The sequence below is a fragment of the Nitratireductor aestuarii genome, from assembly GCF_014641695.1.
Taxonomy (GTDB): Bacteria; Pseudomonadota; Alphaproteobacteria; order Rhizobiales; family Rhizobiaceae; genus Chelativorans; species Chelativorans aestuarii.
This window is the reverse complement of the sequence record NZ_BMIF01000022.1, coordinates 1-21,476: the sequence shown is the minus strand read 5'-3', so window position 1 is coordinate 21,476 and position 21,476 is coordinate 1. Positions and strand designations below refer to the sequence as shown.

General features: G+C 61.6%; 28 protein-coding genes and 2 pseudogenes. 20 read left to right on the top strand and 10 right to left on the bottom strand.

The window, feature by feature from the left end:
* From IEX27_RS20155 to IEX27_RS20135, 5 genes are all read right to left on the bottom strand, one after another.
* Positions 1–298: helix-turn-helix domain-containing protein (locus IEX27_RS20155; RefSeq protein WP_188722886.1), on the bottom strand; the 298-nt coding region annotated here is incomplete at its 3' end.
* A 71-nt stretch (positions 299–369) separates the two neighbouring features.
* Entirely contained in the window at positions 370–2,019 is a 1,650-nt protein-coding gene (locus tag IEX27_RS20150; protein WP_188722885.1) for a recombinase family protein, read from the bottom strand.
* 26 nt (positions 2,020–2,045) lie between these two features.
* On the bottom strand, positions 2,046–2,471 hold the full coding sequence (locus IEX27_RS20145) for a hypothetical protein (protein WP_185920651.1): 426 nt from the start codon (positions 2,469–2,471) through the stop codon (positions 2,046–2,048).
* Positions 2,472–2,481: 10 nt separating this feature from the next.
* Positions 2,482–2,736 carry a type II toxin-antitoxin system prevent-host-death family antitoxin gene (locus tag IEX27_RS20140; RefSeq protein WP_185920650.1) on the bottom strand — a complete coding sequence of 85 codons (255 nt, stop codon included), beginning with the start codon at positions 2,734–2,736 and terminating at the stop codon, positions 2,482–2,484.
* Between the two features lie 67 nt (positions 2,737–2,803).
* A complete protein-coding gene (locus IEX27_RS20135; protein ID WP_210315578.1) occupies positions 2,804–3,001 on the bottom strand; it encodes a hypothetical protein in 198 nt (65 codons plus the stop codon).
* A gap of 148 nt (positions 3,002–3,149) precedes the next feature.
* Here IEX27_RS20135 and IEX27_RS20130 point away from each other — a divergent pair, with 148 nt between their 5' ends.
* Positions 3,150–3,380, top strand: coding sequence for a DUF6429 family protein (locus IEX27_RS20130; protein WP_188722883.1), 231 nt, complete (start codon positions 3,150–3,152; stop codon positions 3,378–3,380).
* Positions 3,381–3,450: 70 nt separating this feature from the next.
* Positions 3,451–4,209, top strand: coding sequence for an abortive infection family protein (locus tag IEX27_RS20125; RefSeq protein WP_244295082.1), 759 nt, complete (start codon positions 3,451–3,453; stop codon positions 4,207–4,209).
* A 69-nt stretch (positions 4,210–4,278) separates the two neighbouring features.
* Here IEX27_RS20125 and IEX27_RS20120 read toward each other — a convergent pair whose 3' ends face one another.
* From IEX27_RS20120 to IEX27_RS20110, 3 genes are all read right to left on the bottom strand, one after another.
* Entirely contained in the window at positions 4,279–4,581 is a 303-nt protein-coding gene (locus IEX27_RS20120; RefSeq protein ID WP_116221602.1) for a DNA -binding domain-containing protein, read from the bottom strand.
* Between the two features lie 349 nt (positions 4,582–4,930).
* Positions 4,931–5,818 (bottom strand): DUF3626 domain-containing protein, encoded by an 888-nt coding sequence (locus IEX27_RS20115; RefSeq protein ID WP_244630478.1) that lies wholly within the window; start codon positions 5,816–5,818, stop codon positions 4,931–4,933.
* Between the two features lie 172 nt (positions 5,819–5,990).
* Positions 5,991–6,617, bottom strand: coding sequence for a LysE family translocator (locus IEX27_RS20110; protein ID WP_116221770.1), 627 nt, complete (start codon positions 6,615–6,617; stop codon positions 5,991–5,993).
* Positions 6,618–6,944: 327 nt separating this feature from the next.
* On the opposite strand from IEX27_RS20110, the gene IEX27_RS20105 reads away from it, so the two are divergent.
* From IEX27_RS20105 to IEX27_RS21620, 16 genes and pseudogenes are all read left to right on the top strand, one after another.
* On the top strand, positions 6,945–7,292 hold the full coding sequence (locus IEX27_RS20105; RefSeq protein WP_188722882.1) for an SdpI family protein: 348 nt from the start codon (positions 6,945–6,947) through the stop codon (positions 7,290–7,292).
* A 16-nt stretch (positions 7,293–7,308) separates the two neighbouring features.
* Positions 7,309–7,866, top strand: coding sequence for a P-loop nucleotide/nucleoside kinase family protein (locus IEX27_RS20100; protein WP_244630475.1), 558 nt, complete (start codon positions 7,309–7,311; stop codon positions 7,864–7,866).
* Between the two features lie 351 nt (positions 7,867–8,217).
* On the top strand, positions 8,218–8,895 hold the full coding sequence (locus IEX27_RS20095; protein ID WP_188722881.1) for a DNA methyltransferase: 678 nt from the start codon (positions 8,218–8,220) through the stop codon (positions 8,893–8,895).
* Between the two features lie 42 nt (positions 8,896–8,937).
* Positions 8,938–9,231 carry a hypothetical protein gene (locus IEX27_RS20090; protein WP_188722880.1) on the top strand — a complete coding sequence of 98 codons (294 nt, stop codon included), beginning with the start codon at positions 8,938–8,940 and terminating at the stop codon, positions 9,229–9,231.
* A gap of 333 nt (positions 9,232–9,564) precedes the next feature.
* Positions 9,565–9,771 carry a transcriptional regulator domain-containing protein gene (locus tag IEX27_RS21485; protein ID WP_244630474.1) on the top strand — a complete coding sequence of 69 codons (207 nt, stop codon included), beginning with the start codon at positions 9,565–9,567 and terminating at the stop codon, positions 9,769–9,771.
* On the top strand, positions 9,725–10,393 hold the full coding sequence (locus tag IEX27_RS20085) for a DUF2285 domain-containing protein (protein ID WP_188722879.1): 669 nt from the start codon (positions 9,725–9,727) through the stop codon (positions 10,391–10,393). The genes IEX27_RS21485 and IEX27_RS20085 overlap by 47 nt, the downstream gene beginning before the upstream one ends.
* A 112-nt stretch (positions 10,394–10,505) precedes the next feature.
* Positions 10,506–10,775, top strand: coding sequence for a helix-turn-helix transcriptional regulator (locus IEX27_RS20080; RefSeq protein WP_043868761.1), 270 nt, complete (start codon positions 10,506–10,508; stop codon positions 10,773–10,775).
* A complete protein-coding gene (locus IEX27_RS20075) occupies positions 10,776–11,804 on the top strand; it encodes a replication initiator protein A (RefSeq protein ID WP_188722878.1) in 1,029 nt (342 codons plus the stop codon).
* A pseudogene (locus IEX27_RS21680) lies at positions 11,801–12,247 on the top strand (DNA cytosine methyltransferase); the annotation flags it as partial. The gene IEX27_RS20075 and the pseudogene IEX27_RS21680, both read left to right, overlap by 4 nt.
* A gap of 16 nt (positions 12,248–12,263) precedes the next feature.
* Complete coding sequence (locus tag IEX27_RS21480) at positions 12,264–13,160, top strand: hypothetical protein (protein ID WP_244630473.1); 897 nt, start codon at positions 12,264–12,266, stop codon at positions 13,158–13,160.
* Positions 13,161–13,289: 129 nt separating this feature from the next.
* Positions 13,290–13,720 (top strand): annotated as a pseudogene (locus tag IEX27_RS20065) (DUF2840 domain-containing protein).
* Complete coding sequence (locus IEX27_RS20060; protein WP_188722877.1) at positions 13,717–14,286, top strand: S26 family signal peptidase; 570 nt, start codon at positions 13,717–13,719, stop codon at positions 14,284–14,286. The pseudogene IEX27_RS20065 and the gene IEX27_RS20060 overlap by 4 nt, the downstream one beginning before the upstream one ends.
* 2 nt (positions 14,287–14,288) lie before the next feature.
* Positions 14,289–14,621 (top strand): DUF736 domain-containing protein, encoded by a 333-nt coding sequence (locus IEX27_RS20055; RefSeq protein ID WP_188722876.1) that lies wholly within the window; start codon positions 14,289–14,291, stop codon positions 14,619–14,621.
* Positions 14,622–14,624: 3 nt separating this feature from the next.
* Positions 14,625–15,467 carry a lytic transglycosylase domain-containing protein gene (locus IEX27_RS20050; protein ID WP_373869902.1) on the top strand — a complete coding sequence of 281 codons (843 nt, stop codon included), beginning with the start codon at positions 14,625–14,627 and terminating at the stop codon, positions 15,465–15,467.
* A complete protein-coding gene (locus IEX27_RS20045) occupies positions 15,464–16,039 on the top strand; it encodes a hypothetical protein (RefSeq protein ID WP_188722875.1) in 576 nt (191 codons plus the stop codon). The genes IEX27_RS20050 and IEX27_RS20045 overlap by 4 nt, the downstream gene beginning before the upstream one ends.
* Positions 16,040–16,280: 241 nt before the next feature.
* Positions 16,281–18,332, top strand: coding sequence for a relaxase/mobilization nuclease domain-containing protein (locus IEX27_RS21620; protein WP_308642635.1), 2,052 nt, complete (start codon positions 16,281–16,283; stop codon positions 18,330–18,332).
* A gap of 35 nt (positions 18,333–18,367) precedes the next feature.
* Here the strand turns inward: IEX27_RS21620 and IEX27_RS20035 are convergent, their stop codons facing one another.
* Both IEX27_RS20035 and IEX27_RS20030 read right to left on the bottom strand, forming a co-directional pair.
* Positions 18,368–18,820, bottom strand: coding sequence for a GNAT family N-acetyltransferase (locus IEX27_RS20035; protein WP_210315576.1), 453 nt, complete (start codon positions 18,818–18,820; stop codon positions 18,368–18,370).
* A 310-nt stretch (positions 18,821–19,130) separates the two neighbouring features.
* Positions 19,131–19,769 carry a TetR/AcrR family transcriptional regulator gene (locus tag IEX27_RS20030; RefSeq protein ID WP_188722874.1) on the bottom strand — a complete coding sequence of 213 codons (639 nt, stop codon included), beginning with the start codon at positions 19,767–19,769 and terminating at the stop codon, positions 19,131–19,133.
* A gap of 97 nt (positions 19,770–19,866) precedes the next feature.
* Here IEX27_RS20030 and IEX27_RS20025 point away from each other — a divergent pair, with 97 nt between their 5' ends.
* A complete protein-coding gene (locus IEX27_RS20025) occupies positions 19,867–20,550 on the top strand; it encodes an O-methyltransferase (protein WP_188722873.1) in 684 nt (227 codons plus the stop codon).
* Between the two features lie 78 nt (positions 20,551–20,628).
* On the top strand, positions 20,629–21,372 hold the full coding sequence (locus IEX27_RS20020) for a LysR family transcriptional regulator (RefSeq protein WP_244630472.1): 744 nt from the start codon (positions 20,629–20,631) through the stop codon (positions 21,370–21,372).
* Positions 21,373–21,476: the final 104 nt, after the last annotated feature.

Here is a 21,476-nt window from a genome sequence, read left to right as displayed (position 1 = left end):
CAAGCCGGCGCACCAGCAGCTCGCGGATCTTCCTGGCACCCCAGTGCGGTTTGTCCCGCTTCGTCTCCACGATCAGCCGCTCGATCTGCGCCGGCAACTGGTTGGCATAGCGGACTGGGCGCCGCGATCGGTCGCAAAGCGCGTCTATTCCCTCCTGCCGGTACCGGTCCCAGATCTTGTAGCCGGTCTTGCGGGAGATGCCGAATTCCCGGCACACCGCGCTCATGCTGTCGCCCTCCAGAAGATGGCCGACAAAACGAACTCGCTCGTCCATAACCGAACACTCCTTCCACGGCATCAACACCTCCCGAAAAGCGAGAAGTGTTACCTATGTGTCCGGTACAAAACGTCACCTATCTCTCGGGTCGTTCACGACAAACCCGCCGCTCCAACGGCGGGTTTTGTCATTTTAGAAGTCTTTCCAATGGCTTGCCGCTCCGCCCATTCGAGGATTGTGCGCAGTTCGCCATGCAATGTGGCGAAGATTTCCCCGCGTTCCGGGCCGGGCGTGAGCACGATCTTCTCGATCAGCATCCGCAAAGCCGCCGCTGCCTGCGGCCGTTCGTCGGGCCGGGCAAGTGCTTCGGTCAGCGCGGAAACCTTCTTCGCATAGATTGCAGAAGCACTCGGCAGCAGGTCCGGCGCGTCCTCGGGAATATCGGCGAGTTGCTCGGTCAATTCGGCTTTGCGGGCTTCCAGCGCATCCATCTCGCCCTTCATGCTCGGATGGAACATGCCTTCCTTGATCGCCTCGATGATGCCCCTGATCTGCTTCTCGACCTTCACCAGCTCGGCCTTCCAGCTATCGCCGTTCGAGCGGCGCTCCCTGTTCAGCCGGTTGGTTTCCTCGGCATGGGCGCGCATCGCTTCCGCTGCGACTTCGGGCGCCATCATCCGCTCCTTGAGGCCGGCGAGAACGCGCCGCTCCAGGTCTTCGCGCAGGATGGTGCGGCTGTTGGAGCAGACGCCCTTGGTCACATGCGTCGAGCAGGCGAAGCGGTCGGAGCCTCGGATGGAGAAGGGACCACCGCAGCGACCGCAGAAGACCAAGCCCGAGAGCAGGGTCTTTGGTCGATGGGTCCCGTTCAGGCGGTTCTTCTTGTGGTGCTTGCGCACGCCCTCGGCGACATTGGCATATTTGGCGGAGGTGACGGCCTGCCGCCCCTTCACCGCCTGCCAGAGTTCATCATCGACAATGCGCAGGTCGGGAACGTCCTTGACGATCCATTCCGATTCCGGGTTCAGCCGCGAAACGCGCTTTCCGGTCGACGGGTCTTTCAGATAGCGCAGCCGGTTCCAGATCAGGCGGCCGATATAGAGTTCGTTGTTCAGGATGCCCGTGCCGCGCTTCGTGTGGCCATGGATGGTGGTATCATTCCAGAGCCGCCCTTCGGGACCGGGCACGCCTTCCTCGTTCAGCGTCTTTGCGATCACACGCGGGCTGATACCTTCGGCATAATCGCGGAGGATGCGCCGCACGACATTGGCCTCGGCTTCATCGATCTCGCGGTCGCCCCGGATCGGATCGCCGCGTGAATCCAGCTTCTTGACCACCTTGTAGCCATAGCAAAGCCCGCCGCCCGATTTGCCGTCTTCGACGCGGCCACGGATGCCGCGATGCGTCTTGGCGGCAAGGTCTTTGAGGAACAGCGCGTTCATCGTCCCCTTGAGGCCGACATGAAGCTCGCTGATCTCGCCCTCGGCCAGTGTGACGATGGGAACGCCGGCGAACTTCAGATGCTTGAACAGCGTCGCCACATCGGCCTGGTCGCGGCTGATGCGGTCCAGAGCCTCGGCGAGCACCATGTCGAACTGGCCCGCCTGCGCATCCTGCAACAGCGCCTGGACGCCGGGCCGCAGGATCATGCTTGCGCCGGAGATACCCGCATCCTTGTAGGTTCCGACGATCTTCCACTTCTCGCGCTTCGCCTGCTCGCGGCAGATGCGCAGTTGGTCGTCGATCGACGCCTCGCGCTGGTTGTCGGAGGAATAGCGGGCGTAGAGGGCAACGCGGGTCATCGGCCGGTCCTTTCAAAACTCCATGGTCAGCGGCGCACGGCACCGCTCTTCTTCGCGCGGGCCAGTTCGAGGAAGCTGGCCCTGATCTTCGCAAACAGCCCCGGCGGGATGAAGCCATAGGCGAACTCGCCCCGCTTGCCGGGAACCGGCGACAGCCCGCCATTGGGCCATTCGTCGATATTATGCTCCGAGACGATCACCCAGCTTGGCGCGTTGTCGAGGCCGATGGCCTCCTTCACCTTTGCCGGGATCTCGATGCCGACCGTATCGCCGGAGGGCGGCGTGTGGGTGATCGGCAACAGCACCACATGGCGCGGGCGCACAAGCGCGTCGGTCGCGGCGACGAGGCAGGTCGGGCGGTCCTTGCCCTGATCCTGGCCGGCGGCAGCCTCATGCGTCCAGAGGTAATCGTAGCGGAGGACAAGGCCGGGCTTCGGTTCAGGGATCGCCACGTCGCCCGCCTTACTTCAGCAGATCGTCGAGCTGGGCGTGTTCCGGGTCCATCTCGGCCCGCTCCACGGCGTCGATCACCACATCGGCGGCATCTGCCGTGCGGTGCGTCCGCTGCGCGGCGGCGCGGAGCCAGTCGTAGTGGTCGGCGGTCATCAGCACGAACTCGCGGCGGCCGTGGCGGGTGATCTCCACCGGCTCGCGCTGCGCCTGATGCTGGAACTCGCCGAACTTGCGCTGGAATTCGAGGGAACCGACTGTCGGCATGGCAGGCATCCTTTCCAAATGGGATGCCTGAATTATACGTGTAATTCGTGTTTTTGCAAGGGCGGCATTACGCATCCTCGCCTGCCGGACGCTTCTTCTGCGCCTTGCGTTCCAGCGCCATCTTGCGCCCGAACTGCTCGCGGGCGATCTGACGGCCGATGAGCCGGGCGAGGGATCGGATCGCTGCATCGGCGCGCGCAGGATCGTTCCCGCCCGTTTCCGGTCCTATGACCTCGATGCTGATCCTGTCGCGTTTGAGCGCCATCGTCTCCAGAAATCCCATGCCCGGAAGGGGCAGGGGCCATCGAAGAACTGCCCGCGTCTGAAAGAAAAGCCCTGCATCGCAGCCGTGCGGCATATGGGATACTGTAGAGTAAAATAGGGTTGGTCCGTAATCGAAAGGACATCGCGCAATGGAGATCGACAAGAACAAGATCGACGATGCGATTCTCGCGCTGCTCTACCTGACGCTCGACCGAGACGGCCGCGCCTGGAAGGGATTCGACTGGAGCTCGATGAGCCGGCTGCACGAGAAGGGCTTTATTGGCGATCCCGTCAACAAGGCAAAATCCGTCTGGCTTACCGACAAGGGGATCGCCAGATCGGAACAGCTCTTCCGTGAGATGTTCATGGTCCGAAGTTGAACCCTCTGATCGTGCGCCCCAATGGAAGCGAACAAATCAAGTGACCGGCCTCAGCCGTTGGAAGTAGATGATGGATTTGAGTGAAATTCCCACCTCGACGATAGAGCAGATCGCCATGATGGAGGGCATCCTTATCGCAGCCGCGACCGGAGGCTCTCCAGACAATCATATTTATGAGCACCTGCGTCGTGAGTTCATGGCGGACCCGACCATTCGGGATTTGCTCCCGCAATTCGTGCGCACCTATCGCAACCTCAATGCCTTCTGGCCGTTCATCAAGCACGAGGCTGGGACCTACGCCGAACGCCGCCAGATCATAAGCGGTGCATTCACGCCTTTGATGGATCACCTTGAGGGGCGCAACGCAGCTCCCGGCGATAAGGTGGCGTCGGATGCGTTGGAAACATTTGATGTTGATGGCGTTCACGCCGTTTGGACGAAGGCTATAACCCGCCGCAATACCGACCCCGAGGGAGCGATCACGGTCGCCAGAACCTTGCTCGAAACCGTGACAAAGCGAATCCTCGACAAGTCGGGAGAAGCATATTCCGACAAGGACGATCTGCCGAAACTATACGCCAGCGCGGCAAGGATTCTGAACCTTGCGCCCAACCAGCATACCGAGGAGCCGATCAAAGCGATCCTGGGCGGGGCTATGAATCTCGTGAACGGCATTGGAACGCTAAGAAATCGGTTGTCCGATTCTCATGGGCGCGGGGGGAAATTGCCGGTTAGGCCATCGCCGCGTCATGCAAGCCTGGCGGTCAATACGGCGGGAGCGATAGCGACTTTTCTGGTCGAAACGTTCTTGGAGCGGCAGGGGCGGTAGTCGTCGCTCGCAGTTCTGCCGCACGGGTCAATTTGGAAGCGGCCAATGCCACAATGGCCTCGTGTCGATTCAATGTCGGTTGAGCCGAATCTGTTCCTCGACGGCCTGTTCCAGAATCCGCCGATAGCCGATCTTCGTCATCCATCGGGCGCGGGCGAGATGGCTTTCCCAGCAGCGCCGCGTGCGCGCCGGATCGGCGGCGGGATCACGGTGCAGGACGATCCGCGCAACCTCGGTCCAGTCGGCGCCTTCCTTGTCTGCGTCGAGCAGGCGCAGATAAGTCACGAAATGCTCTTCGTCGTAGGTCGTAATGTCGGGGCCGGTCGGGGCTTCATCATCGACATTGGGGTCCAGTTCCGGCTGGACACGCATCGGTTCGTCTCCCTACTTCTCGGGATGGTGTCCGCGGTGCGCCCCCGCAAACCATCCTTGTCACCCTGGTGATCGGGGAGTTCGAAACCGTACCAGACGGCCCCGTGGCCTTTAGGCGGGTAGCCCTGGACATGCGCCACGGGCTCCCCGACCATAAGGTCAAGGAGTGTGGTGCCATCCTGGCCAGCACCAGCCACTGGTAGGGGTTTCGACGCCCCAGAGCAGCGCGTCTGCTCTGGGGGCCAATCTAGCGGGTCAAACGTGAAATGTCCCGCGGTTTCTGGGCTCCGAGCCGCGCCATACCGATCATACAGGAACAGCCGCACTGGGCCGATCTTGGGGCGCCGCCTTAGGTCGCCACGAGAGAATTGCCCCCATATCGTGCAACGCAATGCCAAACCCACTTCGCCATTTGATAATCGAGCAGATGACTTCGAGCGCGCCATATTGCAACTGGTGTCACTACGCCGCACTCAGCGATTTGGGTAATTGCATCGGCCACAGCAGCACCTCGGAATGTTTCGCAGTTGGCCAGACAATTCAAAGAAAGTCGAAAGCCGCCGTGCCACTCTACCGCGCACCCGAGCGAGGCCGCTGCTGTTCCGATGCGGGTGCCCTTGAAGGATGGGTCAAGAACGACGGCCTCGACGTCTTCCGGCACACTGAGCGCGCCATGGACATGCGCCTCGATATAGTTGTCGAGAAATGGGTCGAGGTCTAATACGTTTTCCTCTGCGAGAACGATGAGCGGACGAACGTCATCGACGGCATAGTGGTGAGGCTCCCAATAACTGTCTGGATAGCAGAATGAGGTTCGCGAGCGGACGTGCGAGGCTAGACGAATATGGCATGAGCCAAACCGGCGAGACCCGCCGGCGGGGTCATGGCGATAGTTCAAGGCCCCATACTTTGGGCGCAGCGACGGGTGAGCGTTATCATAGGCGCCGCCGAACACCCGGCTTTCCCAACTCCAGCGGTCTCCGCCTTCATAGGCTGTGAGACCACCACTGCTGGTACCAGTCTCGAATTGTGATCGATAGCTTCCGTGCCGCGCGATGAGATCAATAACCAAAGCGCCGCTGACGGTGACATCAGGGTGGAAGTTTAACGTGATTGGGTAGGATACGTCTTCTGCGCCATGCGGACTTTTTTGACGTAGATGCGCCAGAGCTCGTCCGACCGGGCTAGTTATCTCGGAACCAACTGAACTTCCCGAATAAGCGGTCTTCATAATCACGGCCAACCCAAATCCCCAGAACCCCTGTGGCGGTTTCCAAACCTTTCATCAAAAGTGGCTTCGGGGATGTTGAGGCAATCGATGCGCTTACCTGATTACGCTCACTCTGGTCCGCACACGCAGTGCTGCTGATGAGCATCCTACGGCCGATGCCGTCCGAGCCAGAGGGTGACTATCGTTGCTGAAGGGCCAAGCGAACGCTAAGGCCACAGTAGATTCCCCCGACCACCTTGCTCTGCCATTTCAGGACGACCGGATGACGGCGAACGAAGGCACCGAGACTACCGGCGCCAATTGCGAAAACAATCGTGCTCACGAAGCCGAGAACAGCGAAAAGCACTCCCAAGATCATTAGCTGCATGAAGACCGCACCGTTTTCGGGGTGGACGAACTGTGGTAGGAATGCCAGGAAGAACAGTGCGGTTTTAGGGTTGAGGACTTCGGCAAGAATGCCTTGGCGGAATGCTTGGGAAGCTGAAAGGCGGATTTGATCCTGCCCCGGCATCGTTGGCGTTTTGTCCAGGATCGCCTTGATGCCGAGGTAGAAGAGATAGGCCGCGCCCGCATACTTGATTATGCTGAACAAGGTCGCTGAGGCCGCAATGATCGCGGAAATCCCTACGACTGCAAAGACAGTGTGAATGATGTCGCCGGCCGTTATTCCGGCTCCGGTCGCTATGCCGACTTTAGTGCCTGAGGTCGATGCTCGTGCAAGAGTGAGAAGCGTCGCCGGCCCCGGAATGAAGACGAAGCCAAGAACAATTGCGCAATATGTAAGCAGCGTCGCGGGATCGATCATACTGTAGTCTCCTGATCTCAGCACCATCAAGCATCATTTGCTTTCGGTACGCAACCGCGTTTTGGTGTTATGTTCGGCAAGTGCCACGATGCTCTTCTCTGGAGCAATGCCAAGCTGCCCATGTCACTTTGATTTTCGTGCCTGGGCTTCTGCGGTAAGATGCCATAGTGAGCGGACTGGTGAGGTCAGCATAGCCATCGCCACGGCCGTTTCCAGTGCTATGTAGCTGGGTTCTTCCGCGACGCCGACTCTGTCGATGTTACCTCACCAGTAGGGCGTGGTCGGATCAGTTGCAAAGTCAGCGACATGGTCCAGTGGATATTCGCTGTGAAGACTTCGGAGGAGAATGTGCGCGGATACAAACAGGTTGCCTGGGTTCGCTTTATTCCACTGCTTTTTGCGGTGGTAGGAATGCCCCTCGTGCTCAAGATGGTCCCGCCGAACCCGTATTACGGGGTGCGCACGGAAACCACCTTGGCCTCGGCATCAGTTTGGTACAAGGCAAATTTCTGGGCTGGCCTGGTCGCAGTTGTTTTGGGCTTGTTTGCGGCGGGTGCGAACGCTGCTATTCATAGATCCGCGTCCATACCGGACAACATGAAGATGCTCATGACAGTATCTGCAACTGTCGTCGTTGCGGGAGCGATGGCTGTTGCAGGCATAATCGCCTCGTGACGCTTGGAGTGGTACGTTGATCAGCGCCGGTGAAGACGGGGAAGTCTTGGGCTTTCAGCAAGCACTTGATCGCGCGTCCTCGCTCCTGCGTACTCACCCTCGCATCGTCTTCATGATGTGCGGGATAGCAGGATCAGGGAAGACAACCTTCGCCCAAGCATTAGAGGGCATGGGCTGCCGACGGCTATCTATAGATGAGGAAATTTGGCGCACCTACGGTCGCTTTGGTGTCGACTATCCTCAGGATGAATATCCCATCTTGCAGTCTTCGGCAGAGAAGATACTGCGCGAGCAACTCGTTCAAATGCTGCGGACGGGGACAAAGGCGGTGATCGACTTCAGTTTCTGGAAATCCCAAACACGAGCCGACTACCGTGAGCTTGTGCATCGCAGTGGTCACCATTGCCAAATCGTATTTCTGAAAGTTCCAGAGAATGTGCTGCGGGAGCGATTAGTTAATAGAGCTTCCCGTCGCGATGCTAATGCGGCCTTTCCAATTACAGACGATCTCCTACAGCGCTACATCCAAGGTTTTGAGCCTCCCTCCGGTCAAGATGCGTGGACCGTAGAATAATCCATTGTCAAAGACTCTTGTGGGCAAGTCAGGTCGTCTCTTTTCGCTCGTCAACTCCACTGAAGCATATTCCGTTGATATCGACCACATCTCCAGGTTTGGCCAGTCCGGTGCGAACGGTTGGCTACGCGTCGGGCCAGATTACTAAGGGCGCTGCCCTCGCGCGGCACAAGGAAACTCTCCGGCCTTTCGCGGCATAAACGGCCCGCTCCCCGCAAGCGGGTCCCCTCCATTTATTCCACGGTGCCAGAGACTTACCTTGCACCTTGCTACCCCGGTCTCGCCGACGGGCAAGGGTTCAGGAGCGGCGCTTCGCTTCTCTGAACCCCCAACCCCGAAGGAAGAAAGACGATGACCGGAACCGCCAACACCCCCCGCAACGTGATTTTCAAGGCCGATTGCATCCAGGCGATGCGCTCTTTCAACAGGGGAGCGGTTGATTTCATCCTGACCGATCCGCCCTATCTGGTGAACTATCGGGACCGCAGCGGCAGGAAGGTTGCGAACGACGACAACGCCCGCTGGCTTCGCCCCGCCTTCAACCAGATGCACCGCGTTTTGAAGGACGGCGGTTTCTGCATCAGCTTCTACGGCTGGAACAAGGTCGATTTGTTCATGGACGCATGGAAGGCGGCAGGCTTCCGCGTCGTCGGGCATATCGTTTTCCGCAAGCGTTATGCGTCCTCGGCGAAGTTTCTGCGCTACCAGCACGAACAGGCTTACTTGCTGGCGAAGGGCAATGTTTCTCTGCCCGAAAATCCCATCCCGGACGTGATCGACTTCCCATATGCGGGCAACAAGCTGCATCCGACGCAAAAGCCGGTCGAGGCGTTGCGCCCGTTGATCGAGGCTTTCACGAAGCCCGGCGACCTCGTGCTGGACCCGTTCAGCGGCAGCGGCTCCGCACTGGCGGCGGCGCAGCAACTCGGCCGTGACTGGATCGGCATCGAACTGGACAGCCGGCACCACCAGACGGCCAGTAGACGGCTTGCATGGATGCAGCAGCAGAACGGAAGGGCGGCGGCATGAGCCGCCCCCTAGCTTCCCAACGAACCGAGAGAGGATGTTGCAATGCGCTGGATCGTGACCGCCGACTACTGGGGAAACTGCCTTGGCATGGGAGAGGACGCGGACGGCGTTCCCGCCCGCGGCACGCCGGAACAGGGCGACGCTCTGCCGATGGAGTTCTGGCTTTGCGACGCCAAAGAAAATGTGGTGTTCGAGGGCCGTTGCGGCGACATTGAAGCGGATTGGTGGCATGGCTTTGAGCCGCTTATCGCAACTTGGAATACGTTCCGTTGTCGTCGCCTCTATTATCGCCGCGCTGGAAGCAAAGAACCCTGGCGCTTGCTTAAGCAGCCATAAGCCGAACGCCAAGGCGGGAGTTGAAGGAGTTCCGGAGCCTTTGCTTGGCTCCGTACTCTGCCGAAAACAATGGATAGCGTCTACCAGATCAGCTGGACCGATCTGCTGTTGCTGCGTGTCCCACTGGCGGCGTTGGAAATTGCACTCGCCGGCGCCGCCGGCTCGCGAGTCGAAGCGAACGGGGCTTTGAGGGCGCACATCCAATGCGTTCATTAGTTATACGATCCGGTTATCTGGAAAGATTAGCTACCTCGGTCACTAGCCAGGCTGACGCTTGTGATCGGGGCGGTAGTACAGAAATCGAAACGCCGCCCTACATAGGGAGGTGACGCCATGCTGTTGGGCATCGATTGGCGTACATCGGCGGACTACAGACATACGAAGACCATCCCTGCCGCCGGTTTCGCTTGGGAATATCTGCGGCGCGACGACGAGTATCATCACGATTTCCGCGCAATTTCGCGAATGAAGAACCCTACAGGCCCCCGGCTCGATGCATTCGCACGACGCTGGGGGTTGCGATTTCCCCTGCGATCCTGAAACGCTCGCCGACCGGCAATCCCAATTCTGGATTCCGAGCCTTCAGCCCCAGGCCGTCATGTTGTCGCCGGCGCCAGCGCCGGAGCCGGCCAGCGCAGAGACGCCGGGCTTCACGCTCGCCCACCTCGATGGTCTCGATCTGCGGCGGGCGGACGATGGCTGGCATGGACTCTGGCGCGTGGATGGCGTCGCGCATCAGTTCTGGCTTCCCGAGGCGGTCCCCGACGCGGCGGCGTTTTATGCCGTCACCCTGCCAATGGATTCCTTTCTCGAGCTGCGTGCCCATGCGGCGCGGCGCTTGTGGCGGTCCCTGAACGGGCGCGCGCCAGGCCCGGATTTCCGCACCATGCCCTCGCAGCTGCGCCAGTTTCATATCCTCTCTCTGCGCGCGCTTGACGCAAAGCTGCATGGCGAGAGCCATCGCACCATCGCCGAAGTGCTGCTCGGTTTTCGTGGCGACAAGACCGATTGGGAGAACGACCCGCGCCGCAACAGGACCCGCCGCCTGGTCGCCCATGGCCTCGCCATGATGAAAGGCGGCTACCGGCTGCTGCTGCACTATCCTGTCAAGCGCCGACACGAAGAGCCCCGCCATCGCAGACGGCCGCAATGGGGGCCGTGAAAGTATAGACGCAAATTCGGCCCGCTACAGGTCGCCGATTCCTCGCCAAGGTTCGCCACAGCCCGCTGTCGCCGCTGACAGCAGCATCGACCGACGAACCTGAGGTGATCCCATGCCCGACCCGCTGGCGGACCTGCCACCGAGATTCCTGCGCACCAAGGAGGCCGCGTATTTCCTCGGCCTTTCGCGCCGAACACTTGAGAAGCATCGCACCTATGGCACCGGCCCGGTTTATCGGAAGGTTGGCGGCCGCGTCCTCTATTCGATCCGCGATCTGGAAGCCTGGACCGAAACTGGCGCCCGCAAATGCACGCGGGACAAGGACGCCGGCACGGTCTTTCCCCCGCACCCGCTCACGCCCGACGAACGGAATCGGCTCTGAATGTCGCGGGACAACGATCACAGCCCCGCCCGACCGGAGGGCGCCAGCGAGCGCAGCCGCCTCCACCCCTTCGTGGTCGCAACCGGCGACGCCGCACCGCGCGACCAGCGAGACCTGATGGAGCGGCCTTTCTTCTCCCTGGCGAAATCGCCGCGCACCAAGCCGATTCTCTACAAAGCCGCCGATGTCGAGGTTCAAGTCCTCGGTATGCCCGAGCACGGCATGGCAACCATCTGGGACGCCGACGTGCTGATATGGGCGGCGAGCCAGATCGTCGCGGCCGAGAACAACGGCCTCATCACGTCGCGCTTCTTTCGCTTCATGCCCTACCAGCTTCTGCGCGCCATCGGGCGGGCGACGGGCAACCGGGACTATCTTCTGCTCAAGGCGGCACTCGCACGGCTGCAATCCACTGTCATCGCCACCACGATCCGCAACGGCGCGCATTGGCGGCGGCGGCAATTTTCCTGGATCAACGAATGGGAGGAAATGACCACGCGCGCCGGCCGCGTAGAGGGCATGGAATTTGTCCTGCCCGAATGGTTTTACAACAGCGTCATTGATCGCTCGCTCGTGCTGGCGATTGATCCGGCCTATTTCCGGCTGAAGGGTGGCATCGAGCGCTGGCTTTACCGCGTCGCGCGCAAGCACGCCGGCCGCCAGCCGGAAGGCTGGTCTTTCGAGGTCGCTCACCTTCACCAGAAGTCCGGCAGCCTCGCCCGGCCGTCCGACTTCGCGCTCGACCTCCGGCGGATCGCTGCCCGCCAGTCGCTGCCCGGCTACCTGCTCCAGATCGAATGGGAGAAAGGGCAGGAGCTGCTGCGTTTCCTTCCCGAAGAACTATCCACAGTGCCTGTTGATAACCATGTGAATCCTATCGGGACATCAGGCGCACGCAATATCGGGACATCAGGCGCAAATCGTTCGCCGGACTCTATAGAAGAATCTAACAACGAATCTAACTCTTCTTCTTTGACGCACGTGCGGGCGACCCATGGTGCCGGCACCGTGCCGCGAGGTGCGCCATGATGCGCGCACTCGACCTGTTCAGCGCCGCCGCGGGCGGCTGGTCGCTCGGCCTGCACCGCGCCGGCTTCGTCACCATCGCCGCCTGCGAAATCGTCGAATGGCGGCGCATCCTTTATGCAGAGAACAATCCCCATGTCAGACTCTACGAGGACGTGCGCGGACTCACGGCAGCTCACCTTGTTTCCGACCTTGGAATCCTGCCCGACATCATCGTCGGCAGCCCGCCCTGCCAGGACATCAGCAGCGCCAACACCAAGGGCAAAGGGATCGACGGCGAGCGGTCGGGCCTCTACCTCGAAGCCGTCCGGCTTGTCGGAGATTGCCGCCCTCGCTGGTTCGCTTTTGAGAACAGCCCTAATCTCAGAACTCGCGGCGCTGACCGGCTGCTCGCTGAACTGGAAGCGCTCGGCTACGCCGTCGAACCGTGCGTGGTGAGTGCTGACAGCGTTGGCGCCAACCATGTCCGCAAGCGATCATGGCTTATCGGCTACGACCCCGGCCAGCTTGCCGACACCCGTATCGCAATCCCAGCAGGGTGGCATCCGCCTGGAGGGTGGATCGGGCGCGCGCAGGGCGATGAAGGAATCGGGCCTCTACAACCTGTTCCGCAATCGACCGCTACCGACGCCAACGGCGACGGATGGCATGATGAATGGAGCGGGCGGCGGCGCGGGATCGAGATATCCGCTGCGGATGATCCTCGCGACACCGAGGAAGTCAGATGCGGATCGCGGTGGCCGGGGCGACGTGTTGAGCCAGTTGCAGGGCCATGCCAGCCGCCATGCTGGGATGATGGGAACGCCGACAGCGAACGCAGCGCCGCGGGGGAGCATCCTGCGCAAGCTCAAGGGCCGGATGACATCGGACCAGGACGATTTCGACCGGACGCCGACCATGAGCGAGGTGCTGCATTTCGACAGGCCGGATATGCCCCATGGTATGATGCCGACTCCGGTGAAGCCGAACGGCGGGCGCAGATTGAGCGCGCAGGAGATCGAGATGGGACGCCGGGCAAACGGGGTGAAGGCGCAGATCGACACGCCGAACCTGTTGCGCCACGCGGCGGAAACCCTGCCGACCCCGACAAAGCGGGACAGCCGCATGGACGGCTGGAGTCCGGCCTACGACCGCAGGAAATCCCCGACGATGGACGCGGTGATGGATGGCGCGATGACGGATCGCGCCCCAGACAAATGGGCAGGAGCGCGGGCGCTGGCGGCGATGTTGAGGAGCCATGGGCTGACTGGAACGGCGGCCTTGCCCATCACCTACGGCTGGATGATGGGCTTTCCGCCTGGCTGGCTGACACGCGCATTACGCTCGGCAGTCGAAAAGGGACTGTTGCGGCCAGCCTGATCGTCGAGGCGTTTGGCGACGCGTTCTTCCGCAAATCCCCGAAGCCATCGGCCGCGCGATTCTTCGCATCGAAGCCGCGCTCGACGCGGTGCTTGCCCGCGATCCTCACCCCATTCCCGGAGACGAACCATGACCCGCCGCGCTCATCGCAGCGCGCACGGCCATCCACTGCCAGACGGCCCCGCGCCCTTCACAACCCTGGTCCAACTCACCTTTGAGAAACGCAAGATCGAGCATTGGATACGCTTTGGCCGCAAGAGCTATGAGCAGATCATCGACCGCCGCCGCAGCGTCGTCGGCTTCGCGCCGGAGAGCCGTTCCAGACATTGCCCTTCGTGCGCCCCGGCGGCGACATCCTCTTGCGGCTCGACGGCTGGCCGAAGGTGCAGCGCGCCCTTGCCGTGATCGACGCCGTGGAGGCCCTGGGCCTCGACCCCGCCGACACATCGCCGGACTACTGGCGTCACGCGCATAACCGCCTGACCGCCAATCTGGAGCCGAGCGCTTACACGCCCGAACGCCATGCGGCATGGATCGGACGCAGGAGGATCGCCCCATGACGCGCCGCCGCTATCTCGCGGTCACGGCGCTGGCCACAATCGGCATCGCCGCCGCAAGCGCCGTCGAGACGCCATTGAGGCTCATCTGGAACGCCACCGCCAGCGCGCCGGTCGGTCTCTACACGGTCGAGCCAGCCGATGCGCTCGACGTGCCGGAGCTGGTAGCAGTCCAGCCGCCCGAACCGCTCGCCGCCTTCATGGTCAGGCGCGGCTATGTTGGGCGCGGCGTTCCGCTGTTGAAGCGCGTCCTCGGCCTACCGGGGCAGCGGGTTTGCCGCACCGGCCGCACGATCACGGTTGACGGGATCGAGATGGGCGACGCGCTCGACCGCGACCGGATCGGGCGGGAACTGCCCATCTGGCAGGGCTGCCGCGTCATCGCCCCCGGCGAAATCTTCCTCATGAATTGGGACGTTCGCGACAGCCTCGACGGTCGTTACTTTGGACCCATCCCCACAGCTTCCGTCATCGGTCGAGCGGTCCCGCTTTGGACCAACGAAGAAGGCGACGACCGCTTTGAAGGGCGCGCGCCGAGCACTGATTTCCCCCAACCAGAAGGAGACTGACCATGCCAGCCAATATCTTTGAACCCACCGCCAACGGCTATGCCGGCCGCGTCCGGCTGTTCGGCATCGACGAGGCAATCGTTCTGGTCGCCATCGAGCCAGGCGACGGCGAGAACACGCCCGGCTATCGCATCCAGCTCGACGACGAGGACGGCCCCGAGATCGGCGGGGCGTGGAAACGTGTCGGGGAGCGCGCCGGGGAATATATCGCCCTGGAGATCGACAGCCCGCTTTTCCCCGCGCTGTTTCGTCCGGCGCTGTTCCAGGCCGACGACGAGGGGCGCACCTTCCGGCTCGCATGGAAGCGGCCAAGGGCGCGCGAGGATCGGGGCTGATCGGTGCGCGTTCCCGTCATCCCTTTGTTCGCGGGAAATCCGTCTCCTCCCTTCGTCCCGCTCGGGCGCAGGACGGCCAGCGCCCGCTGCGAAGGTCAGGGGCGGCCCCCGGCCGGCGCTTGCGCCTTGCCCTTGACCGCAGCGAGGACACTGGCAGGCCGGAGCCATAGCGGAGACAGGGAGGCATGGCGTTTTGCCGTCCTGTTGCTCGCCGGGGCGCTTTCGGTCTGCGCCGGATCGGGCGTCGCGGTCGCGCAATCCGCGCCGGTTGAGCGCCCGGCAGCCGCCCATCCTTATGCGGCCCATATCGCTGGGGCGTCGCAACGGTTCGGCATTCCGGAGCATTGGATTGCCGCCGTGCTGCGCGCCGAGAGCGCGGGCGACGTGCGTGCGGTGTCATCGGCCGGGGCGATGGGATTGATGCAGGTGATGCCCGACACATGGGCGGACCTGCGCGTCCGCCATGGCCTCGACCGCGATCCCTACGACCCGCGCGACAACATCATGGCAGGGACGGCCTATCTGCGCGAGATGTGGGACCGCTACGGCAATGTCGGCGCGATGCTCGCGGCCTACAATGCCGGTCCCGGCCGCTACGACGAACACCGCGCGACGGGCCGCCCGCTTCCCGCCGAAACCCGCGCCTATGTCGCCGCGCTCGCCCCGATCCTCGGCGGCGCGGCTCCATCGGATGCACCATCCCGGCAACCGGCGCCGCCCCCCGACTGGCGCGACGCACCCCTGTTTGTCCAGCGCCCGGATGGCAGCCAATCGACGGTCGCGCCGTCATCCGACGCGCAATCCGGCGACCTGTTCGCTGCCGTTTCGGAGCGGGATCGCCCATGAAGATCGCCTATGCCGACCCGCCCTATATCGGCTGCGCTCACCTCTACCGGGACCATCCCGACTATGCCGGCGAGGTCGATCCTGCGCGCCTGATCGAGCGGCTGGAGAGTGACTATGACGGCTGGATTTTGCACGCCGCCGCGCCGCCGCGCTCGATTGCGACACTCGCCCCGCTGGTGGAGAAAACCGGCGCGCGGTGGATGGCCTGGGTGAAAGGATTTGCCGCGTTCAAGCGCAATATCCCGGTCGCTTTCGCGTGGGAGCCGGTCATCGTGAAGGCCGCGCGAAAGCCCGTTGTCAGCAAGCGGCTGGTGATGCGGGACTGGATTCAGGAGAGCATCACGCTGCGCCGCGGCCTCACTGGCGCGAAGCCCGAAGCGGTCTGCCATTGGGCTTTCGAGATGGTCGCCGCGCGTCCCGACGACACGCTCGACGACCTGTTTCCCGGCACGGGTGCGGTCACCGATGCGTGGCGCACATGGCGTCTCAAATTCGCGATGCCAGGCGAGCCGGCGGCGCGTGTCGCGCCTCGCGATGTGCAGGAACGGCCAGCGGAGGGAGCGGGATCATGAGGGCCGGAGGGGCGGAAAGGGCGGGACTTTACGAGGGCAAGATAAAGGAACATGGCACCATGTCGGGCCAGTTCTCAAAATTAACGTTGTCTGCACACTGGTTAGGGGAGCCGCGAGCGGCACCCTGTTTTCGGACCCCGCGTGCCGCGTGTCAGCGCAAAGCCTTGGCTTTGCAGGGTTTTGACCGGCACCATAGGCCCGTATCGGCCTGTTTTCGGCAGCTTTGGCCGGAGTCGCGCCCATGAGCGCCGACGACGAAAACCGCTTCCGTCCGAAGCCCGGCCGCATCCGATCCGACACGCCGAAGGCGGGCAGGACCAAAAGTTTTCTCACCCAGGCCAAGAAGCTCGCCCGGCAGCATCAAACCGCCAATCCCAAATACGCGCCGCGTCTCGAAACCCGCACGGCCGCAAAAGGCGGCAAGGCGTCCCGTTCGGCCAAGGGGCCGGGCGTTCGGCGTGGTCGCGGTGCGGCCTTCGTTCACGCCCGCACCTTGTCGGGCGGCTGGCGGCACAGCGCGCCGGGGATGCGTCGCGTCGTCGTCAAGACCCGATACGTCAAGGACGCCGGCAGGAACGGCAGATCGGCCGCCCATCTTCGCTACATCCAGCGCGACGGGACATCCCGTGATGGCGAGCGCGGCCAGCTCTATTCCGCGACTGAGGACCGTGCCGATGGCGACGCCTTTCTTGATCGCGGCAGGGAAGACCCCCGCCAGTTCCGGTTTATCGTCTCGCCGGAAGACGGCGCGGACTTGACCGACCTGACCGCACACACGCGCGACCTGATGAAGCAGATCGAGGCGGACCTTGGCACGAAGCTGGATTGGGTTGCGGTCAACCACCACAACACCGGCCATCCCCATGTGCATGTCATCGTGCGCGGCAAGGACGACCTGGGCGAGAACCTTGTCATCAACGGCGACTATCTCGCCAACGGCATCCGCGAGCGCGCCAGCGAATTGACCACGCTGGAGCTTGGCCCCGTGACCGAGATCGAGCAGGCCCGCAAGCTGTCGGACGAGATCGACCAGGACCGTTTCACCCGCATCGACCGGGCGATGACCGAGGAAACCGACGACAGGTTTCTCGACCTCCGGCATGAGCCGAACGAACCGCGCCGCCAGTTCAACCGGGCGCTACGCCTGCGCCGCCTCGCCAAGCTGGAGAAGATGGGGCTGGCGACCGAACATGCGCCGGGCGTTTGGGAGTTGAGCGAGCGCATGGAGCCGACCTTGCGCGAGATGGGCGAGCGTGGCGACATCATCCGCAACATGCACAAGGCGCTGGAGGTCGATGGCATGGAGCGCGATCCGCTCACCTTCCATATCCATGACGGGCCGCCCGAGACGCCCATCGTCGGCCGCGTCGTCGATAAATACCTGTCCGACGAACTGGGGGAAAACCTGACTCTTGTGGTGGATGGAATCGACGGACGGACGCATCATGTCGCTGGCATCGACCCGGCCCGCGTCGAGGATGCGCGGATCGGCAGCATTGTCGAAATTGGCCCGGCCGACACCGGGCAGCGGCCATCCGACCAGACCATAGCCGCCATCGCCGAGGATGGCGTCTATCGGCCGAGCCGGCATCTGGAACGGGCCAAGTTCGAGGGGCGCGTTCCGGGCAGCGACTATGAGGGCTATGTCGATGCCCATGTGCGTCGGCTGGAGGCATTGCGCCGCGTCGGCATCGTCGAGCGGATCGACGCCGACCAATGGCGAATCCCCGAAGACTTCGAGAGCCGCGCCGCCGCCTATGACGCCGGCCGCAACCGGCAGGCCAGCGTCCGCGTTCTGTCGGCCTTTGACCTTGAAAAGCAGATCGGTGCGGACGGTGCGACCTGGCTCGACAGGCGGTTGCTATCCCCCGACGCATCGGATCTCGCCCCGGCCGGTTTCGGTCAACAGGTGCGCGAGGCGATGGACCGGCGCCGCGAGCATCATGTCGAACAGCGCGACGCCACTCGCAGCCGGGAGGGCCGAATCTTCTACCGGCGCAATCTTCTCGCCACCCTGCGCGAGCGCGAGGTTGCGCGCGTCGGCGCGGAGATAGCCGAGGGCAATGGCTTGCCGTTTCGCGCCGCCACGGATGGCGAGAGCGTTAGCGGTAGGTTCACCGGGACTGCCCAGTTAACGAGCGGCAAGTTCGCTATCGTGGAAAAGAGCCACGAGTTCACCCTTGTCCCTTGGCGGCCCGTTATTGATCGCCAACTCGGCCGCGAGGTGACGGGCATTGTGCAGGGCGGGTCAGCGTCATGGAAAATAGGCCGACAGAACGAGCTAAGTATCTGAATGCCTCGCTCATAACTCAACCAGATAATTCACGCTCATTTCGGTTTTGCCAGACGGAGCAACCTGCGGCAGAGGATTCCTACTTGTTCAAATCCCACGCCTAAGAGAACCTTGCCGGAAGCAGGGTTGTTCTGAACCGTGCGAGCACGAAGCTTTTTCAGCCCCAGTTTGCGGCCAATTTCCATAGCGAGCATAAGTGCTCGGCCCGAAACTCTTCGCCCCCGATGCTCGGGGGCAACCCAATAGCCGATCTCCGCATCGCCAGATGTAACGTCAAAAAACACCAGACTTCCGAGAAACGAATCCGAACTTGCATCCGAGATCGTCAGAACCGCGAGGGTCCCATCGCGCAATCCGTCTGCTATCGCACCTTGGATGAGATTATGCACAACCTGTGGCGTGTACTTTTCCAAGGGCAAGTGAGCAAAGCGCCTGACCAGCGCATCATCAGTTCCAGAAGCGTATGCTTCTGCATCGGCATGTGACATCACCCTCACCGCTACCGCTCCGTCAGAGATGGGCAGGGCCTTCAAAAAATTCCGAATTTTGCATTCGCTATGCTTTGCGGCCTTTTTTTCATTTTCCTACTGTTGCCATCTCTAGTTTGATCGCCCCGTGATATTTTGGGTTCATACGGGCGAATACACCTGGCCGTAAGCTTTCGCGGAAGGTTGATCCAAGCCGCTGTCCTGCCGACGATCATGGGGGACAGGATAAGCGGAGGTGGCTAACACGAACATCTTATCCGTGGCGACATCGAACGCGCCGGCGACCAGTTTAAGCCCCAGGGCTTCAACCCTAAACTTTCAGTTTACCCGATGCGGGCGGCCTTCGGTACGGTTGCAACAGCCTGCGGATGTTCTCTGCGACCTGTTCCGGCAGGGATTCGTCTGCTTTCAGTAGCCACCCAATTTGGGTGCCGGTAATGACCGCCAAAATCAGTTCAGCAAGATTGTCAATATCGGTTTCGATTATTTCATTGTTCTGTATAGCCGCTTCGAGTCTAGCCTTAAGTCCCGATCCCAGCGCAATCAGCCTTCGCTCAACACACACTCGCATAGCCGGGGACGCTAGCTCCATCTGCAGGAATGATACATAATTGGCGAGTGTGGATGCCGATGTCGCTACATCGCTGACCTGCCCTACGAGTTCGAATAGATCATCAAGTGCAGCTTGTGAGGAAAACTTCCGGCTGCTTCGTTCTTCTGTCTCGACAGTGACCATCTCCGATACCTTGAACAACAAGGTTTCCCGGCTGCCGAAGCGATTCACCAGCGTCGCTGGAGACACCTTGGCCTGACGAGCGGCGTGTCCAAGCGTCAACTGTTGGGGGCCGACCTCGCCCAACGCCCGGTAGGCTGCCTTAAGCAGCTCTTCATCACTGGCTTTGCGTGGGCGTCCTCGTACGCCTCTTGCATTTTCTGAATCTCTGTTCAATAAATATACCTCGGACTGGAGGTCCGTGCGTCAACAAGCGCTGCCGCTCCGTACCGGCGCTCCGGCCACCTGATAGCACGAAACTTGGAATATGCCGATGATACGTATCAACATCCCTATGACCGACGACATCGAGAAATATATCGACCGAGTCGCATATCGCGATCATCCGGCGCTTGCTGCTTGCCGCAACGAGGCTCAGACTCGTGGGCAAATGGCCATGATGCAAGTTGCCCCTGAGCAGGCTGCGTTCCTCCAGATGTTGATCGGCCTGCTCTCAGCTCGACGGGTTCTGGAGATAGGGACTTTCACGGGCTACAGTGCGCTTGCGATGGCGCTTTCCTTGCCAGAGGGAGGCAAGCTGACCACGCTGGATATATCGGAAGAGTACGTCGGTTTGGCACGTACGTTCTGGGAACAGGCGAATGTTGCCGATCGTATCGAAGCTATCATTGGGGACGCTGCAAAAAGCTTGGACGATCTCATCCGGCTTTGGGGTGAGGGCTCATTCGATCTTATTGTGATCGATGCCGATAAGCCAGGATATCCCGCTTACTATGAGAAAGCGCTGCGGCTCGTGCGCTCGGGGGGAGTGATAGTCGTAGATGATACGCTCATCCACGGTCGAGTGGTAACCGGCCCGCTCGCTACCGACCCAGACTATGTAGGCCCTGCTACCGATGCGGTCCGTGCCCTGAACGAAACGATCCATGCTCAGGCCTCTGTGGAGATGGTCCTTATGCCATGGAGGGACGGACTGACGCTCGTCAGAAAGCTGTAGTCGTGGTGGCACATGCGGCGGAGGTCGAGGTCCCGAGGAAAATCAGCCAGCGTGTCTCCCAGGCAGATTTGCGGGACCTTGCTTGGCACGCGCATCCCCCTGGCGTCGTTTATCCAGACGCTCGCAGTTGCCGAACATCTGAGCTTTTATCGTGCCGCCCAAGCGCTCGGCACAACCCAATCTAGCGTTAGTGCCTGGATCAGGACATTAGAGGAAGATCTTGGTGTGCTCCTGTTCGAGCGCAACACGCGAGGTGTTCGGCTCACAGAGGCTGGACGCTTGTTTGTGGAGCGAGTCTCTATAGGCGTCGACCAACTAGACCATGCTGTGAAGACTGCTGGTATGGCAGCATTGGGAGAATGCGGCCGCTTACGCATGGCCATTCACGCTTTGATACCGCGAAGCTTTCTCGCCAGACTGATTTGGCAATACCGCAAAGACTATCCGTGCATTGATCTTGAGATCATCGAGAGCACGGCTCGTGAAGCGGTTATGAAGCTTCGCGCTGGTCAACTGGATATGGCATTCGTGGCAGGTGTTCCCGAGCTTCCCGACTGTCATGCACGCCCGATCTGGACCGAGCCGCTGATGGCTGTGCTACCTGAGGGGCATCATCTCGCTAAACAGAGGGACGTGATCTGGGCTGATCTGACGGGCGAAACATTCCTTGCTGGCTATGGCGGGACCGGCCCCCAGGTCCACGACCATATTGTGCTGCGCCTTGCGGGTTGCTGGCCCGCGCCATCAATTCGGCGCTTCGACGTGGGACGGAGCACTCTGCTATCATTGGTTGGGCAAGTGTTGGTTTCCACGCGGAACTGAGCCGGTTTTTCCACCGAGAAGTGAGCCACCTCTAAGTATGGTTTTCTGATCAGGCTTTGGTCAATGGGTTGGTCTTTTCTCCTCTCTTTTGCGCTGCTGCGGCC